This is a genomic window from Amphibacillus sp. Q70 (assembly GCF_052055485.1).
GTDB lineage: Bacteria > Bacillota > Bacilli > Bacillales > Amphibacillaceae > Amphibacillus.
Genome location: NZ_CP197171.1, coordinates 554877 through 573182, shown reverse-complemented (window position 1 = coordinate 573182; position 18306 = coordinate 554877). Strand labels below are relative to the sequence as shown.

Annotated in this window: 17 protein-coding genes; 6 read left to right on the top strand and 11 right to left on the bottom strand. The window is 35.4% G+C overall.

What is annotated here, in order from left to right; all coding sequences use genetic code 11:
• Positions 1-223 precede the first annotated feature (223 nt).
• From ACS127_RS02535 to pepT, 3 genes are all read right to left on the bottom strand, one after another.
• A complete protein-coding gene (locus tag ACS127_RS02535) occupies positions 224-1213 on the bottom strand; it encodes a D-alanyl-D-alanine carboxypeptidase family protein (protein ID WP_440896905.1) in 990 nt (329 codons plus the stop codon).
• A 136-nt stretch (positions 1214-1349) separates the two neighbouring features.
• Positions 1350-1775 (bottom strand): hypothetical protein, encoded by a 426-nt coding sequence (locus ACS127_RS02530; RefSeq protein ID WP_440896904.1) that lies wholly within the window; start codon positions 1773-1775, stop codon positions 1350-1352.
• 153 nt (positions 1776-1928) lie between these two features.
• Entirely contained in the window at positions 1929-3164 is a 1236-nt protein-coding gene (gene pepT / locus ACS127_RS02525) for a peptidase T (RefSeq protein ID WP_440896903.1), read from the bottom strand.
• Positions 3165-3417: 253 nt separating this feature from the next.
• Here pepT and fni point away from each other — a divergent pair, with 253 nt between their 5' ends.
• From fni to ACS127_RS02505, 4 genes are all read left to right on the top strand, one after another.
• Positions 3418-4446, top strand: a complete 1029-nt coding sequence (fni, locus tag ACS127_RS02520; RefSeq protein WP_440896902.1) for a type 2 isopentenyl-diphosphate Delta-isomerase — start codon at positions 3418-3420, stop codon at positions 4444-4446.
• Positions 4447-5035: 589 nt separating this feature from the next.
• On the top strand, positions 5036-6046 hold the full coding sequence (locus tag ACS127_RS02515; RefSeq protein ID WP_440896901.1) for an ABC transporter substrate-binding protein: 1011 nt from the start codon (positions 5036-5038) through the stop codon (positions 6044-6046).
• Between the two features lie 132 nt (positions 6047-6178).
• Complete coding sequence (locus ACS127_RS02510; protein WP_440896900.1) at positions 6179-7165, top strand: ABC transporter permease; 987 nt, start codon at positions 6179-6181, stop codon at positions 7163-7165.
• A gap of 1 nt (position 7166) precedes the next feature.
• Positions 7167-7961: an ABC transporter ATP-binding protein gene (locus tag ACS127_RS02505; RefSeq protein WP_440896899.1), complete on the top strand. Its 795-nt coding sequence runs from the start codon at positions 7167-7169 to the stop codon at positions 7959-7961.
• A 491-nt stretch (positions 7962-8452) separates the two neighbouring features.
• Here ACS127_RS02505 and ACS127_RS02500 read toward each other — a convergent pair whose 3' ends face one another.
• From ACS127_RS02500 to ectA, 4 genes are all read right to left on the bottom strand, one after another.
• The gene (locus ACS127_RS02500) at positions 8453-8893 is read right to left on the bottom strand and encodes a YueI family protein (RefSeq protein WP_440896898.1); all 441 of its coding nucleotides are present in this window, start codon (positions 8891-8893) and stop codon (positions 8453-8455) included.
• A 128-nt stretch (positions 8894-9021) separates the two neighbouring features.
• Positions 9022-9411: an ectoine synthase gene (locus ACS127_RS02495; protein ID WP_440896897.1), complete on the bottom strand. Its 390-nt coding sequence runs from the start codon at positions 9409-9411 to the stop codon at positions 9022-9024.
• A 15-nt stretch (positions 9412-9426) separates the two neighbouring features.
• The gene (gene ectB, locus ACS127_RS02490; RefSeq protein WP_440898059.1) at positions 9427-10689 is read right to left on the bottom strand and encodes a diaminobutyrate--2-oxoglutarate transaminase; all 1263 of its coding nucleotides are present in this window, start codon (positions 10687-10689) and stop codon (positions 9427-9429) included.
• Positions 10690-10713: 24 nt separating this feature from the next.
• Complete coding sequence (gene ectA / locus ACS127_RS02485) at positions 10714-11247, bottom strand: diaminobutyrate acetyltransferase (protein WP_440896896.1); 534 nt, start codon at positions 11245-11247, stop codon at positions 10714-10716.
• 259 nt (positions 11248-11506) lie between these two features.
• Between ectA and ACS127_RS02480 the strand changes: the two genes are divergently transcribed.
• Positions 11507-12283 carry an ABC transporter ATP-binding protein gene (locus tag ACS127_RS02480; protein WP_440896895.1) on the top strand — a complete coding sequence of 259 codons (777 nt, stop codon included), beginning with the start codon at positions 11507-11509 and terminating at the stop codon, positions 12281-12283.
• A gap of 323 nt (positions 12284-12606) precedes the next feature.
• Here ACS127_RS02480 and ACS127_RS02475 read toward each other — a convergent pair whose 3' ends face one another.
• Genes ACS127_RS02475 through ACS127_RS02460 form a run of 4 tightly spaced genes read right to left on the bottom strand, consistent with a single transcriptional unit; the run spans position 12607 to position 16069 of the window.
• Positions 12607-14085, bottom strand: a complete 1479-nt coding sequence (locus ACS127_RS02475; RefSeq protein WP_440896894.1) for a glycoside hydrolase family 1 protein — start codon at positions 14083-14085, stop codon at positions 12607-12609.
• Positions 14086-14098: 13 nt separating this feature from the next.
• Positions 14099-14458: a PTS lactose/cellobiose transporter subunit IIA gene (locus ACS127_RS02470; RefSeq protein WP_440896893.1), complete on the bottom strand. Its 360-nt coding sequence runs from the start codon at positions 14456-14458 to the stop codon at positions 14099-14101.
• A 21-nt stretch (positions 14459-14479) separates the two neighbouring features.
• Positions 14480-15748, bottom strand: coding sequence for a PTS sugar transporter subunit IIC (locus ACS127_RS02465; RefSeq protein ID WP_440896891.1), 1269 nt, complete (start codon positions 15746-15748; stop codon positions 14480-14482).
• A 6-nt stretch (positions 15749-15754) separates the two neighbouring features.
• Complete coding sequence (locus ACS127_RS02460) at positions 15755-16069, bottom strand: PTS sugar transporter subunit IIB (RefSeq protein WP_440896889.1); 315 nt, start codon at positions 16067-16069, stop codon at positions 15755-15757.
• Between the two features lie 217 nt (positions 16070-16286).
• On the opposite strand from ACS127_RS02460, the gene ACS127_RS02455 reads away from it, so the two are divergent.
• The gene (locus tag ACS127_RS02455; RefSeq protein ID WP_440896887.1) at positions 16287-18212 is read left to right on the top strand and encodes a BglG family transcription antiterminator; all 1926 of its coding nucleotides are present in this window, start codon (positions 16287-16289) and stop codon (positions 18210-18212) included.
• Positions 18213-18306 lie beyond the last annotated feature (94 nt).

The window sequence follows — 18306 nt, the reverse complement described above, 5'->3', positions numbered from 1 at the left end:
TTATCACAGATAACCGTCCGTAAAACTCGGAGCAACAACAGGTTTTGATGGGGCGAGTAACCGCAAATCTTTACGGTGGGACGAGTAACCGCACTAAGGAAAACTACGGAGCTTTACCCCGCAAGAATAAGTGGTTTTCTTATTCTGAGTCCCAGTCCCACGATGTTGGTCACACAGGTGTTAACCCCCGCTGGATTGAAATTTCCCTTATTTAATAGTATTTTCAATAGACAATAAGATCTGACCATTTCTCCATTTGTTCAAAGGCTTGCTCGTATAGTTTTTCTGTTTCGATAAAACGTTGCGTGAATGACTCTGTCCCCATAACAACAGAGATTAGACGAACATTCTCATGTTGGGCGGTTCCGGTAAAACAATAACCAGCTAAATCAGTGTAGCCAGTTTTCAAGCCATCAACCATACCATAAGTAGTATTTTCCTCTAACAGCCAATTTGTGTTTAGATATTCTCGATCATTTGCTAGGTACGCAGGTAAGCTCGTTACATCTAGTATAGTTGGATGATGATTGATTAAATATCGAGCTAATGTTATCAGGTCTTGAGCAGACATTTTATTTGTATCATCACTTGTTCCTACTGAGAAGAACTGTCCAAGGTGATCATTATCCAACCCTGTACTATTGACAAAGGTAGAGTCACTTAAACCCAGTTCATTTGCTTTATTGTTCATCTGATGAACAAATAGTTTTTCATTTCCACTTACAGCTTCTGCTAGAGCAATCGTTGCTCCATTTGCGGAATGGATGGCCATTGCATGAAACAATTCTTTAACTGTGTATGATTTATCTTGTTGAAGATGAACAGATGCATAGCCAGGCTGGTGGGATATGTCATAGGCATAATCACTAATCGATATTTCACTATCCCAGTTGAGAATATCTGCTTCAATGGCTTCTAAAACAAGCAATTCTGTCATCAATTTTGACATACTAGCAACCGGCAGAGGGTTGGTACTATTTTCTTGATAAATAACATGTCCTGTTTCTGCATCTACAAGCATGGCAGAGCTGACATCAAGGTCGATATCTGTTAATTTCCAAAGGCGCGTTATCATTTGAACAGATAGTGTCCGGTTTTCTAGCGTTTTTTGTACCGTTTGTGCTGGTTGACTAGTCAGGGGCTGATTCATTTCCCAATTGAAATAGAGTAGACCTATTATTCCTAATATAATTATAAAAAGAGTCCGCTTCATGATTTTGACCACCATATCGATTTTTAAGAATTACTTCCACTCTATCATATAAGCTTTGAAATAGCACAAAATAGTCGTATGTAGAGAAGTAATAAGTGGGTTACAGAGATTAATCTGCTAACCCACTTAATAAATATTAATTTAATTCCTCATTAAATAGCAAACCGTCCTCGCCTAAATGAATAATCTTTAAGCGACTTTTATCTTTAATAAAGACTGTTTTATACTCCTTTTCTCCTTGATCTGATTTGAAAAACATGACTCTTGTATTTCTATTATCTGTTTCTATCTCACGTTGATAGTCTGACACATCTATATATTCCTCAATAACTTCCATCTCTTGAAAGCTATCCTCGTCTGTATTCGACTCCTCAGAATACTCTTGTTCTTCGTTGTCTTCTGTTTGCCCTGATTCAGCTTCCTGATTATTAGGTTCTGCTTCTATATTTTCTTCTGTAGCTTGGGTTTGCTCATCATTATCTAATCCATTGTTTTCCTCTGTCCCCGTTTGGCAAGCAGATAACATGGATAGTAAAGCTATCCCTATGATTATTCGTTTCATACTTTCATCCCTTCTCTTCTCTTTTAAAATACATAGATAAGTTTCTCTGTCTTCTTATCTGTATGTCACATTCTATTTACCACAGATAACCATCCGTAAAACTCGAACCTACATCGTGTAGGGCGGCTAACTCTTACTGATTAAAGTCCTGTTTTATTTCGCTCGTTCTTCAAACAATGAACAAATCTTTACAATGGTTCCAACGGCTTTTACCATATGATTGACTGAAACATATTCAAACTTCCCGTGGAAATTCTCACCACCTGTGAATAAGTTAGGTGTTGGTAAGCCCATATAGGAAAGTTGAGAACCATCTGTCCCACCGCGAATTGGAGCAATAATGGGTTCTATTCCTAACTCCTTCATGGCAGCAGAGGCAATATCAACAATATGACGGACAGGTTCAATTTTTTCACGCATATTATAATATTGGTCGGTCATTTCAACTGAGATGGCACGCTCCCCGTATTTTTGCTTAAACTCATGTACCAGTTCATTCATAAAGTCTTTTTTCTGTTCAAAAGCTTCCCGATCATGATCGCGAATAATATAGTAGAGTTTAGAAGACTCAGTATCTCCTGTCAAAGATAGTAAATGATAAAAACCTTGATATTCCTCAGTAAATTCAGGAGCTTGTTCTGCTGGTAAACGGTCATTAAAAGCAATAGCTAATTTAATCGCATTCAGCATCTTATTTTTGGCTGTTCCGGGATGAACATTATTGCCGAAAAGAGAGACCTTTGCAGCTGCCGCATTAAAACTTTCATATTGTAATTCACCCAATGGTCCACCATCGACAGTATAAGCATAGTCTGCGCCAAAGGCAGCTACATCAAATTTATGCGGGCCACGACCAATTTCTTCGTCTGGAGTAAAGGCAATGCGAATTTTCCCGTGTTTTATTTCGGGATGTTGGATTAAATAGTTCATTGCTGTGATAATTTCAGCAATCCCAGCCTTATTATCAGCACCAAGTAAGGTGGTTCCATCAGTTGTAATTAATGTTTGACCTTGATAATGCTTCAAAGCAGGGTAATCTTCTGTTTTTAAAATAATTTGTTTTTCTTGATTTAAACAGATATCTTGTCCATCATAATTTTCGATGACATTTGGTTTAACATCTCTACCAGTAAAATCTGTTGCGGTGTCAAGGTGGGCTAAAAAACCGATTGTTTCTACTTCTTTGGTTGTATTTGCTGGCAAGGTAGCCATCACATAGCAATTTTCATCGATTGTTACCTCTTCCATTCCGATAGCTTTTAGTTCTTCAACTAGCTGTTTAGCAAGATCCCATTGTCCATCTGTTGATGGACAGGTATCGTTATCTTCATTTGATTGTGTGTCGATTTTTACATAAGATGTGAAACGTTTAATTAAATTTTCCTTCATTATCATCGTCGCCCTCACCATGGTTTAGTCAATTAGAGTAGGCGACACTCCCTCCTTTATTTTCAGGTCTTTCATTATATATTAGCTATATTTTATCATATTTGCTTAATAATGATGAATTCAAGAGGTTGAACTGTTAATTGATCGTTGAAATGTGCTAAAGTAGTGAGTAACTAAGTCGCTCTGATGGTTGAAATTCAGCCAAAGCTGGATGCATTATCGACTAATTGCAGACAAATAAAGGGTGATAAAAATGTCAGATCATATTAATAAACGTAAGGCAGAGCATATTACATTGTGCTTAACGGATCAAGTAACAGGTGAGGGAATCACTTCAGGAATGGAAAAGGTTCGATTGATTCATAACGCTTTACCTGAAATTGATTTTAACAAAATCTCATTGGCCACATCTTTTTTGGGTCGTGATTCAGTAACCCCATTTTTAATTAGCTCAATGACTGGTGGATCAGAAGAAGCAACTAAAATTAATCAGAACTTGGCGATTGCAGCCGAGGAGCAAGGATGGGTATTGGCTCTAGGTTCAACACGAGCTTTGATCGAGAAGGAAGATTATCGTGAATCGTTTCTAGTTCGCAAATATGCACCTAATATTCCAATTATCGCTAATTTAGGAGCAGTCCAACTGAATTATGGCTTTTCAATCGATCAATGTCAACAGATTATTGATATGACAGAGGCGAACGCTTTGGTCTTACATCTAAATACGATTCAGGAAGTGATTCAAACTAATGGTGACACTAATTTTGAAAAATTATTACCTAAAATTGAACAGCTTGTAGAAACGTTGACTGTCCCGATTGGAGTGAAAGAAGTCGGTTGGGGAATTGATGGGGAATCAGCTCAACAATTGCGTAATGTTGGTATTCAATTTATTGATGTTGCGGGAGCTGGGGGGACCTCCTGGAGCCAGGTGGAAAAACTTCGCTCAGCTGATCCAATTCGAAAACAAGCCGCTGAAGCCTTTGTTGACTGGGGAATCTCTACTGTCGAGAGTTTAGTAACGGTGAAAGAAATGGTAAGTGATGCTTCTGTTTTTGCTAGTGGTGGAATGAAAACGGGTGTTGATGCTGCCAAAGCCATTGCCTTAGGTGCAGATTTTGTTGGTTTTGCACGCTCTCTTTTAAAAGATGCGACCACTTCAGCAGAAGCTGTGATCCAAATGATGAAAACACGTGAATTAGAGTTACAGATGGCTATGTTTGGTGTAGGTGCTGCAACGATTGATGAATTGAAACAAACCAATCGAGTGGAATTAAGATAAGGGGTAACCTCTATTGTTGATGAAGTCACTACATTCGTGTCAAGATTAAGCTTTTAACGGATGTCATAGATTTTTAAATATAGTTTTGTGAACGAACTCATTAAAAAAACGTGCATTTACCTATTTTATTGTGTAAATGCACGCTTTTTCTAATAAATATATTAGAACAGCTGACGTAAATGTCTTGCAGAATATCTGAAAAAGCGATTATTTTCTAAGCTTAATTGAAGTAGGGTGAAATAATAAATAGTAGGAACATACTTTATTATAATCCCTACATAAGAAAAATAGCATATGATAAAAAAAGTGACAAATGAAAAATCAAACATTTTTAGAAAAGTTCAGCTTGTGTAGTTGTAAATATAGATGACTCATTCGTCTGTATAAAGTAGATTGGTTTGATCAGAGCACAATGAATACACTGCTAACTTATTGTTCATTTGTGATTTTTAATTAGGGAGAGAAGTAAACAAAAAATTTAGAACATTCTTAATAAAAGCATACAGTAGTGTCTCAAAGTATGGTATAATGATTCACATTAAATTCAGAAAATTTAAAATAGAATTGCAATAAGGAGAGCGAACAAGTTATGAAAAATAAGCTATCGATGATCATGCTTAGTCTTATTACATTAATTGTATTGGGAGCTTGTGCTCAAGACAATCAAGATGATTCGGAGGAAACGGGAGACTCAGGTCAAGAAGATACACAAGAGACAGGGACATATCAAATTGGTGTCTCACAATTCATTGAGCATCCTTCATTAGATGCGGCTTATGAAGGTTTTCAAGCAGCGATTGAAGAGGCAGTTTTAGATGTTGAATACGATTTAAGGAATGCTCAGGGTGATCAAAGTAATACATCAACCATTGCTCAAAATTTTGTAGCAGATAATGTGGATTTGGTTTTTGCTAATGCAACACCTAGTGCCCAGGCTGCATTACAAGCAACAAGTGATATTCCAATTGTTTTTACATCGGTAACAGATGCCATTGAGGCAGGACTTGTAGAGTCATTGGATCAACCAGACAGGAATATAACCGGTGTCATGGATATGCATCCAGATGCCATTATTGAAACGGTCAATTTTATCGATCAGTATTTTCCAGAATCTGCTGTTGGTGTTGTTTATAATGCTGGTGAGCAGAATTCAGTTATTCAGATTGACCATGTTAATGAAGCGGTTCAGGATACAAGTTTAACAGTAGTTGAACGAACGGTTTCAACATCAGCTGAAGTGCAACAGGCTACAACTTCGCTGGTTGGAGAAGCTGATTTGATTTACATTGTGACAGATAATACGGTTGTATCTGCATTAGAAACTGTTGTTGCGGTTGCCGAAGAGCAACAACTTCCACTTGTTGTTGGAGAACCTGACTCACTAACACGAGGTGGTTTTGCTACTTTTGGTATCGACTATTACACGATTGGTTATCGGACGGGCGAGATGGCTGTAGACATTTTAACTGAAGGGATCGAACCGGCAGATATTAGTATTGAATATCCGCCTGAGATGCAACTCTTCATTAACCAATCAGCAGTTGAAGCACAAGGCATTGAATGGAATAGTGACTGGGATGAAATTGCTGAGTTACAGTAGTTAACTAAGAAATATAATATGAAATGATTGTTATCGACCGACTCAATCTCTAGACGACATGAGTCGGTTTCATCCTTATTAACAGATAGATTATTGAATAGATGATTGACAAAGAAGGGGAGAAAAAGTGCTGTGTTTATTTCAATATTTAATGCATTTGAATCAGGGGTTATCTATGCAATCATGGCACTCGGTGTTTATTTATCATTTCGGGTGCTTGATTTTCCAGATTTAACGGTCGATGGGAGTTTTGTAACAGGGGCTGCTGTTGCAGCGATCGCTATTACAAATGATTTTTCAACTGTTTTAGCGACTCTTTTAGCTTTGATTGCTGGTTTTTTAGCTGGATGTTTGACAGGTTTATTAAATACAAAAGGTAACATTAATCCGCTTCTTTCAGGAATTCTAATGATGACGGCACTTTATTCAATTAATTTACGGGTTATGGGTCAATCAAATATTCCATTGCTAAACCAGCCAACCATTTTTACAAAATTAACAGATAGCTGGTCAACACTTGGCATTGACCAAAGTTTAAATCAACTGTTTGGCTTTTTCGGTTTAGAACGAGTACCAAGCACATGGGGAATTTTAGTTGTGATGTTGATTTTAACTTTTGCTATTAAACTATTGCTTGATTACTTTTTAAAAACAGAAACGGGTCTGGCGTTAAGAGCCACTGGTGATAATGAGAAAATGATTCGTAGTTTTTCCGCCAATACAGATCATTTGAAAATTGTTGGTTTAGGGTTATCAAATGGTTTAGTTGCTGTATCAGGTGCACTTTATGCACAATATGCTGGTTTTGCTGATTTAAATATGGGGATTGGAATGATTGTTATTGGGCTTGCCTCGGTCATTATTGGTGAATCGGTAGTTGGGACAAAGACAATTATGCGCACAACAATGGCTGTTATTCTAGGGGCAATTATTTATCGAATCGTTATGACATTGGCTTTGCGCTCACCATTTTTAGATACTGGCGATATGAAATTAATTACATCTGTCTTGGTTATTGTTGCTTTGATTGTGCCGAAATTAATTGCTAATCATAAAGAAGTTAAACGCAAACGTCAAAAAAGACTAGTACTTGAACAGCGAACGAAGGGAGAGGTCTAGTATGCTAGAACTTAACAATATTTCACTAACCTTCAATGAAGCCACTTCAGATGAAAAGAAAGTGCTGGAAGAAATTCATTTAACGTTAGCCAAAGGTGATTTTGTTACCATTATTGGTAGTAATGGGGCAGGAAAATCTACACTCATGAATATTATTTCGGGCGCTCTCTTTCCCGATGTTGGTCAGGTTGAAATTAATGATAAAAAAGTAACAACACTTCCAGAATATAAACGCTCTCAATATATCGGACGCGTTTTCCAAGATCCGATGGCGGGAACCTCTCCCTCAATGACAATCGAAGAAAATCTAGCTATAGCTTATTCACGACAAAAAAAGCGGACCCTGAGACTTGGAGTTAATAAGAAACGGCGTGAATTTTTTAAAACAGCTCTTCAGACACTAAATTTAGGTTTAGAAAATCGCTTGAATGCAAAGGTAGGATTATTATCTGGTGGCGAACGTCAAGCCTTATCACTATTAATGGCAACCTTTACCGATCCAGATATTTTACTTTTAGATGAGCATACGGCTGCACTTGACCCTGCACGTGCGGAATTGATTACTCAATTAACAAAAGATGTTGTCAAGAAAACAGAATTAACAACATTAATGGTTACCCATAATATGCAGCAAGCTTTGGATTTAGGTAATCGTTTGATCATGATGGATAAAGGACAAATTATTTTGGACATTTCTGGTTCTGAAAAGAAAGCTTTAACGATAGAGAAATTACTTTATGAATTTCAGCGTATTCGAGGCGAAAAACTGAATAACGACCGTGCTGTATTAGGTTAAAGTAATAATTGGTAAAACCTTCAATCAGGAAATGTAACTGTCCTTGATTGAAGGTTCGTTTTATTTGGATATTCAAAATATCGGATAGAGGACTTCTATCAAACATTTCAAACAAAATCGCAAGTCAAAAAGTCGGATAGGGGTCTTCTATCAATCATTTCAAACGAAATTGCAAGCCCAAACGTTGGATAGAGGCCTTCTATCAATCATTTCAAACGAAATCGCGAGCCCAAACGTTGGATAGAGGCCTTCTATCAATCATTTCAAACGAAATCGCAAGCTCAAACGTCGGATAGAGGTCTTCTATCCGGTATTTTACGTAAAGATCAAAATAAAAATGGGTTTTCGTAAGTTAGCGTTTATACTCATAAAGAAAAGGCTGTTGCACCATTGACTCATTATGATGCAACAGCTTCGAGTAAACTCAATAAGATGGATGATCACTGTTTTGATAGAAAGTGTTGTTTACCAAGTTATTTTGAACATAGATTTTAATCAAAACCGAAGAGTTTTTTCCAGAATGACGGTTTCTGTTCTTCTTGTTGGTTATCGTCATCATCAGGTTGCTTTTCTTTAAAATGGATTTCTTCAATATCGACGGCATGATCATAACAAAGTACTAATCCATAGGCAGATGTGTTATTTTTTTCATCAATAATGGTATAAGAAATATCATGCTTGATCGCAAGATGACGATATGGATTGAGTTTTTCGAATGGGACAAGACCATTTAATAAAAGTTGAGCATCGGGATGTTCAGCTAGCTTTTGATTAAGATCATTAAGACCTATTTTATTTGTGATCTGTTCGCTAGTTAACACGAAAGCGGCTCGCTCCCTTAAACTACCTAAAAATTTACGACGTTCATCTGGGTTCGTTTGTCTTGTTCCATGGATTCCTTCATTTAAGTAATCATCAATATTTTTTCCCATAAAATGATTCACCTCTTGAGTACGGATTAATTGATTATTTCTCCGTTATTAACGAATTGCTTATCCTAGTATATCAAATCTAAGCAAAGAAAATAAAGACCGCCTCATAAGAGACGATCTATCATTTGTTATTCACTGTCATCAACAGGATAAACACCGTTTTCATCATGAATTTCCCTTCCTGATAAAGGTGGGTTGAACACACATACCATCCGCATCTCCGTTTTTGCTCGAAGTAAGTGCTCATCATTTTTATCGAGTGCGTATAACTGATTTGCTTTAATTGGCCAAGCCTTATTGTCACTTAATGTCACAACTTCACCTTCACCCTTGATACAATAAACAGATTCAAGATGATTCTGATACCAAATATGGGTCTCTGTACCTGCTTTAATGATCGTGTCATTAACAGAATAGCCCATATTATCTTTTTTTGTGATGAGTCGACGGCTGATCCAATTTTCACCATCAACCTCATGTTCGGTTCCTAATACATCTTCTAAAGATACAACTTTCATTTGACAAAAATCCCCCTATACTAATTGTGTTTCTTGCGCTAGTACATGCTCGACACTTTTTTCTATAATGGCTAGTCCCGTTTCTAAACCTTCATTATCAATGGTTAGTGCAGGGAATAGTTTAAACACTTCATCATTTGGACCAGCGGTTTCCATGATTAGTCCATATTCAAAGGTTTGAGCAGCAATTTTACTTGCTAACCCTTCAATACCACAAGCTACTCCAACCATTAAGCCACGACCACGTACCTCGCCTTGAAGCTCTGGATATTTCTCGATTAGATCATGAAGGAAAGCATGTGTTTTAGCTGATTTTGCTTTAATATTTTGTTCGAGTTGGTCATCCTTCCAATAATCAAGCGCAACGGTGGCTGTCACCAAGGCATGATTATTACCACGGAATGTTCCATTGTGTTCACCTGGTGCGAACTTATCGATATCTGGCTGAATTAAAGTCACAGCAAAAGGCAAACCATAGCCGCTTAATGATTTGGATAAGCAAATGATATCAGGTTTGATACCAGCTGGTTCGAAGCTAAAAAATGTCCCTGTACGTCCAACTCCAGCCTGAACTTCATCAACAATGAGGAGGATGCCCCAACGTTTGCATAATGCTTCAATTTTTTTCATCCATTCAAAGCTAGCCGCATTAATACCACCTTCTCCTTGAACCGTTTCAAAAATCATTGCTGCTGGAATTTCGACGCCACTCCCGTTATCCTCTAAGAAACGTTCGATATAATCCACCGAACTTTGTTCATCAATGTAATTGTCAAAAGGCATAGTGACCACATTTTGAAGCGGGATGCCAGCCCCTTTACGTTTCATCGCGTTTCCAGTAATAGAAAGTGAGCCGATGGTCATACCGTGAAATCCATTGGTAAAGCTAATGATATCGGTACGTCCAGTGACTTTACGAGCTAATTTCAAGGCACTTTCAACTGTATTTGTTCCGGTAGGTCCAGGGAACATCATCTTATAGTCCATGTTTCTTGGTTCAAGAATCACTTCATTAAATGTCGTTAGAAACTTGGCTTTAGCTGTAGAAGCCATATCCAGTGAATGAGTGATTCCATCATTCATTATATAATCGACTAAAGCAAGCTTCATTTTCTCGTTATTATGACCATAATTTAAGGCACCTGCCCCTGAGAAAAAATCAATATATTCATTTCCTTCCTTATCCCACATTTTATATCCTTTGGTTTTAGTAAAAATGGTTGGAAAGTTTCTAACATAACTCCTCACTTCGGACTCTAAATTTTCGAATATTTTCATATCTTCAGACAATTATAAATCCTCCTATGCTTTTTGCTTTTTAATTTCATTTAATGGCCCAACTATGAACTTTAATTCTTTTTCATACTGACCATGATCTGGAAATAAGTCTTTGGAAAAAAAGGATTGCACATCGCAACTTGTTTCATGTTGATTGGCGAAACTTTCAAACAAGGCTTGAGATGCCTTATTGTGAGGTGTAATCGTAGCCTCTATATACTTAATTCCTTTTGCTCTAACTTGATCGAAAAGTTGTTCTAATAAACGTGATCCGATCCCTTTCCCGCTATGCTGCGGATCAACCCCAATTTGCCAGACAAAAACAGTATCCGGTTTTTGGGGTGAAATAAAGCCTGTAATAAAGCCAACGAGTTCTTGATCAAGCTTAGCTACGACACACGTATCGACGAAATAATGTGTCATCATGATGTATTGATAGACTGAATTGTTGTCAAGAGTTGTTTGATTAACAAGTCGCCACATCCTCTCACCGTCCGCCTGATCTGGACGGGAAAAGCGAATGTCCTTATCGATGTTGATCGACCCCTTTCTAAACAAAGATATTAAAATAGTATGTTTATAATCATATGACGAATTGGAAATAAGCTCAAATGAGATAAAAGTGGATAAAGAAGAGTATATTAGGATAAAACTAGCTGATTTAATTCAGTAACTCGTATAGTTAAAATATCACTGAAATAATGTGAGATCCTCTTGATTGCTAAAAAAATGCTGAGAATTTTATTTAAGATAGCAAAATACTCGAATTTTTCTGAAATTTGAGTGATAATAGGAATAGAAACTTGGAGGGGATAAGATGATCATTGATTTAAAGGATATTGGTTTAATTCGCAAGGGAAAATGGATTTTAGACCAAATAAATTGGCAGGTAGAAGAAGGAGAGCACTGGGTCTTACTGGGTTTAAATGGAGCTGGGAAAACAGCTTTATTACATATGCTGAGTGCTTATCACTTTCCTGCTAAAGGGTCAATTGAAGTATTGGGTCGCCGCTTTGGTAAAGATCCTTTAGGAGAAGAATTGCGTCAGGATATCGGTCTAGTTTCGCAAACGATTCAGGCACGTTTTTATGATTCAGACAGTGCCTATCAAATTGTTTTAAGCGGTGGTTTTGCTTCGATCGGTTTATATGAAACGCCGACTGATGAAATGAGGGCACGTGCACAAGAACTTTTAAAGGAGCTTGGCTGTTTTCATTATGCCAATCGCCCTTACTATACTTTATCACAAGGCGAAAAACAACGAGTGATGATCGCAAGAGCCCTAATGGGTCAGCCCAAGCTACTCATATTAGATGAACCGACAAACGGGTTAGACTTTTTGGCAAAAGAACAACTGCTTGATGCGGTAGAGCGAATTGAATCAATGCCTAATGCACCGACAATTCTTTATGTTACTCATCATGTTGATGAAATATTACCGCTGTTTGATAAAGTTTTGATGTTGAAGGAAGGAAAAGTTTATCGTTCTGGTGAATCGAGAAATCTTATAACAGAAGAGAACTTGACTGATTTTTTTGGAATTGATATTCATTTAACGTGGACAAATAATCGACCACAAATATGGCGGAAATAGTTGTTTGGATACAAGGAGAGGGTTTTATTATAAAAGGGCCTTTAAATTCATCTTAGAAAAAATTTAAAAGCCCCTTTTTTCAGATCTACTTTTAAAATTTGGACAAAACTAAGGGTTTTTTAATGCTCTTCTAAAATTTGCTTTTGCAGCTTACGAAATGATTCAATATGTTTGTATATCTACTCTTTACGTGTTTCCTAGCTAATATAAGAATACCTGTAAGAGATAAATATTGTTAGATTAATTTACAATATGATTTATCACAGCTAACCGTCCGTAAAACTCCCACTGATTGAAGTTTCGTTTTATAAGTACATAATACACTAAGCGTCAAATATAGGAGAAACAGCTTTATTATTGCTGTACAGGCTCTCGCCATGTGTTTTAATAACATTCTGATACCAATCAAAACTATCTTTCTTCAATCGTTTCTTAGAGCCGTTCCCTAAATCATCAATATCTACATAAATAAAACCGTATCGTTTACTCATTTCTGCTGATGAGGAACTTACAATGTCAATTGGTCCCCATGCTAAGAAGGATATAATCTCTACTCCTTCATCTATACATTCTTTTAATGCTTTTAAATGATCTCTATAATAATTGATACGATAGTTGTCATGTACAGTTTCATCTTCTAATTTATCAATAGCCCCAAAGCCATTTTCAGCAATCATGATGGGCACCTCATATCTGTCCCAGTATTGGGAAATACTATTATAAAATCCTAATGGATCTACTCTCCAATCCCAAGGAGTTGGTTTTAGATAAGGGTTTTGCCCAGCAGAGTCGCCTAACATTGTGTGTTTTTCGAATTCTACAACTTTTGAAGAATAATAACTGATTCCTAGAAAATCCATCGTATTGTTTTTTAGGAGTTCTTCATCTCCTTGTTCCATTTTAATAGTAAAATGCTTATCTTCAAAATACTTCAAAGCGTATTGTGGATAAGACCCACGTAATTGTACATCTGTATAAAAGTACTGCATGCGATTCTTTTTCATTGTCCATACAACATCTTCTGGTTTACAAGTTGCTGGATAGTAAGTACAATCAGCAATCATTGTTCCAATATTTGTTGAAAGGCCTAATTCAGTAGCAATCTCTTTTGTCTTGGCTGCTGCAATGAATTGGTTATGAACTGCTTGGTACATTAATTCTTCCATGTTTTCAGCTTGATTATCGTAAATTCCAAGTGATCCAAATTGAACGGTTGGTACTAAATTGACTTGATTAAAAACAATCCACTTATTGACTTTATGACCGTAACGTTCTAGCAACACTCGACTATATCTAGTAAAGAAATCAATAGTTTTACGATTAGAAAAGCCACCATATTCAGTTACTAGATGAATAGGAAGATCATAATGTGCCATTGTAATGACTGGTTCCATATCATTAGCTAGAATTTCATCAATTAGTTTATCATAAAATGCTAATCCTGCTTCGTTTGGTGTCTCTTCATCTCCGTTAGGGAAAATCCGTGACCAAGATATACTTGTTCGGAAGGTTTCGAGTCCAAGTTCTGCTAACATTTTTAAATCTTCTTTATACGTATGATAAAAGTCAATACCATGACGTTTAGGATAATAATTTTCAGTGTCCTTAAGAGCGGTTTTTATTTCATCTAATGTACCACCACCCTCTTTTTTAATATTATTTCTTTTTATGTTTGTATCATAAACATGAATGTCTGATGTAGATGGTTTCCTTCCATCAATATCATAAGCTCCTTCAATTTGACAGGCAGCTACTGCTCCACCAAATTTGAAATTCTCTGGAAAACGATTTGTTTTTGTCATATTGAAATCCTCCTTAGTTTTTTTCATTATCACTTTGAGTTAAGAGTAACTTATACATATTCAATAATCGTTTAGTTAAATTCACTTCACTTTTAATTGTCATAAGGGTGTCTTGAGCATGAGTAAAAAGTAAGTTATGAGGATATGAGATTCCTCTGGTTTCATCTTGAATGATTTTTGTTTGCGAATTATGGGCTTTGACCAAATCTTCTTTTGCTTCTTTTAGTAAGGTATCCGCTGTCTCAAAATTCATTCTTTCAGCAGCATCAAGAGCACTCTCTGCTTTAGAACGAGCGTTCCCTGCATGAATAATAATATTCATTGAAACTTCTATTAATGGATTTTTCTCAATATGTTCATTTTTTTTAGTCATAAATATTTCTCCATTTTCACATTATTCTGTTACAGGATTTGACAAAGGCATATCGTCAACACCTGCTTGTTTTTCTTCTGTAAGTACTTGTTTTTCGTAAACTTTAAAAAAGGGATACCAAACTGCTAAGTAAATGAAAAACAAAATAATATAGACAATTATTGCACGCATATCTTCAGTTATCATAACACTTGAAAAAGGTGCCGGAATTTGTCCAATTTGGATCATTCGCGCTGGAATATTTAAAAAACCACTGGACATAGAGAGCCAAATGACTATTGGACCAATAATTGCATTGATCCACATAGGAAGCATAAGTAATGGATTCATTACAACTGGTGTCGAAAAAACTACTGGTTCATTAATATTGAAAAATGAAGGAATGATGCAGATTTTTCCTAGTACTTTTAGTTTTTTAGATTTTGAGAATAACATTAGGAAATTTAGCCCTAAGGTTGCTCCCATTCCTCCCATTGTAATTAAAGCAGCTGTAAACACGGTTTCTGAGGTTACAATATTTGTTGGTGCTAAACCTTGTTCAACTAAAGCAATATTTCCTGCTATTCCAGCTAGAAAAATAGGTGTTGTTATTGAACCAAAGAACCAGGATGAAATTCCAATAGAATAAAACATCGCTGGAATTAAACATACTAAGATAAAACCAGGTAAAGTTTGAGCAAAACTTTGTAGTGGAGAAAAAACAATTTCGGTAATATCAAAAATGTCTATATTCAATTTAAATGCTATAACAACAGCTAAGCCTACAGTAACTAATATAGGGATAATTGTATTAATCCATTCAGTTACAAAATCGGGAATTTCAGAATCTTCAAATAGGTTCAGCTTTCCATATAGATTGAAAATAGCTGCAGTGAGTAAGGCAGACAAAATACCAACTAAAATACCAGTAGGACCTAAACGTCCAAATTCAACAGTAAATATCCCTTCGTCAATGGTAGGATTTATATTTATCAAAAAGATAGCAATAGAAACCAGACCCGCATTTATTGTCGATTTATCATGATGTAGATTTATCATAACTTGATGGGCGAGCATAAAAGCTATAATTAACCCAATCATTCCAAAGGTAAAGTCAGCAATTATCCCAATATCAGGCAAAACGGATACAAAATCACGTACGACACCATAAAGAAAAATAATTGACCCAGCTAATATGAATGGAATAATCTTTTGCATAGATGTGGATACAGCAGAAATCCATGGTCGTCCAACAATTTTTTTCATTGCCGGAGCAAATGAGTTACTAAGCCATTTCATAAACCTTTTCATTTAAGCTCATCCTTCCATAATTGATATTGCATAATCTAATAGTCTTTCCCCATCAAGCATTCCATAGATCTCTTGTGGAATAACAGCCACAGGAATATTATAGGGCTCAGATTGTTTCTTGAAATCACTTTCATGTGTAGCATAGTGTGGACCCAGTAATAAGCAATCGATACTTGATAAATGACTAACCACTTCACTTTCACTTCGCGCCTGAATAGAGTAATCTAATTTACGCTTTTTGGCTGCTTTACGAGTGTTTGTTGCTAACAAACCACTTGACATTCCCGCACCACAAACTAGTAAAATACTTTTTCTTTTCATGATATATACCTCCCATGTGCAATATTTGGCTACAAATTAATTATGGTACAAAAAAAGTAGAGATTCTCTTCAATAATTTCCTTCTATTAAGGTAAAAGCGGATGCCTAACGGTGTGTAATAATATTTTCCTATTAGATAGGAAAATAGCGAGTTGAATGTTTTTCTCTTCAATTTTATTATTAATTAATGAGTGGTACATTATATGGAGGGGATTGTATGCGAGAAATATTAATGAATTTAATCCGCATTCTATATACAGCTAAACAACCATTAACAGCAAGTATTCTTGCAAATGAATTAGCTGTTTCTTCAAGAAGTATTCGAAATTATGTTCGTGAATTAAATGTCCTTTCAGGAGTTGAGTTAATCACGGCAACAGGTAAAGGATATTTTTTAAATGAAAAAGAAGTTGCCCAACAGCTGCTAACGAAGAGTAGCCAACAAGAAAAACAATTACCTCAAACAGAAGCAGAACGTATGTATTATATTCTAGAAGAGTTGTTAAAAAATGTTCCATCTCTAAATATGTTTGACTTGACCGAAAGAATATATATAAGTTATACAACACTCACGAATACTATCAGCGCTGCAAACAAATATCTTAAAAAATATCATTTAACTTTACAATCAGAGAAAGGTGAGCTTTATTTAAAAGGGAATGAAAGAAATAAAAGAAGATTAATGAGTCATTTTCTTTATGGGAAATTCTCTTCTGAAGCAATATCTTTAGTTTATTTAGAAGATTATTTCGGAAAAGTAACTGTTGGTCTATTAGTACGGTTGCTAAAGGAACTCTCCAAACAAGAGGATTTTAGAATTAATGATTTTGCTTTTAAGAACTTATTGCTTCATTTAGGGATTATTATAATTAGAAATAAAAAAGGAAGGCAAATTGAAGAAAAGGCAGAACCTATTTATTATAGTGAAAAGGATTCATCAATGATTGAATTTATAATTTCATATTTTAGAGAGAATTTTGCTATAGAATTAAGTTCATCAGAATTAAATAAGATATTCGTATTGATTAAATCAAATACGAATGTTTTACTGTCAGAAAATCAAAAAATGCTACAAGACATTATTGATGATGAACTTCAAAGAGATGTTAATATTATAGCCAAAGAAGTTTTCAGATCTTATTATTTTGATCTAAACACAGAAGAGTTCATTGCTCCTTTTGCGATACATATTAAAACGCTTTATGAACGAATAAAATATAATAGTTTTATTCGCAATCCTTTAAAGGAAAGTATTAAATCATCATCACCTCTATTATTTGATATGGCTATTTTTATTTCAAATATAATAAGTAAAATGAAAAATTGCCAATTACCAGAAGATGAAGTAGCTTTTATTGCCCTACACTTAGGTAATGTGATAGAGAAGCAAAAGGACAAACAAGAAAAAATAGAGACAGTATTAGTGATACCTGATTATATAGATATGGGGAATAGGATTCAGGATGAAATATTACTGGATTTTGACCGGCATCTTAATGTAAGCGCCGTTATAACAGATCAACAAGAGTTAATACAGCGTTCAAAATTACCCGAATTAATTTTAACGATGATTGAACTAGACATGTTTAATTTTTTGGATTCTACAATAATTAGATTAGAACCCTTTTATGGAATAGAACAAAAAAATAAAATTTTAAAACAAATAGAAGAATTAGAAAAAAAGCGTAAAAAAGAATATATATTAGAAAAGATGGATCGGTTTTTTTATGAAGCACTCTTTTTTTCAGGCGAAAAAGATCAAGATCGCAATGTTTTATTGAAAAAAATGACGAATAAAATGCATAAAGAAGGATTGGTAAACGTTAATTTCTATGAAGGAGTACTTCACAGAGAGGAATTATCATCAACTGCATTTGGAGAAGTTGCTATTCCACATCATGTCATGATGGATTCTCCGGAAACAGCAGTAGCTGTGGCATTATCACCTGAAGGACTCCAATGGAATGAGTCATCAAAAGTAAAGGTGGTTTTTTTAGTAGCTATTAATAGTCATGATAGCCATTTTTTTCATATTTTCTATGAAGAGATCATTCAATTATTTAGTAATTCACAAGTCATAAATGACATTTCAAATGTAGATAATTTTGAATTGTTTAAACGACAAATACTTGAGCAATTGTAATTCCAAAGGGTGTCGTTCTTTAAAGCTTTTATATTTTACAATTATTGTTATGGACAATAGATTATTTTTAAAAGTTTATTTATTCAATTAATAA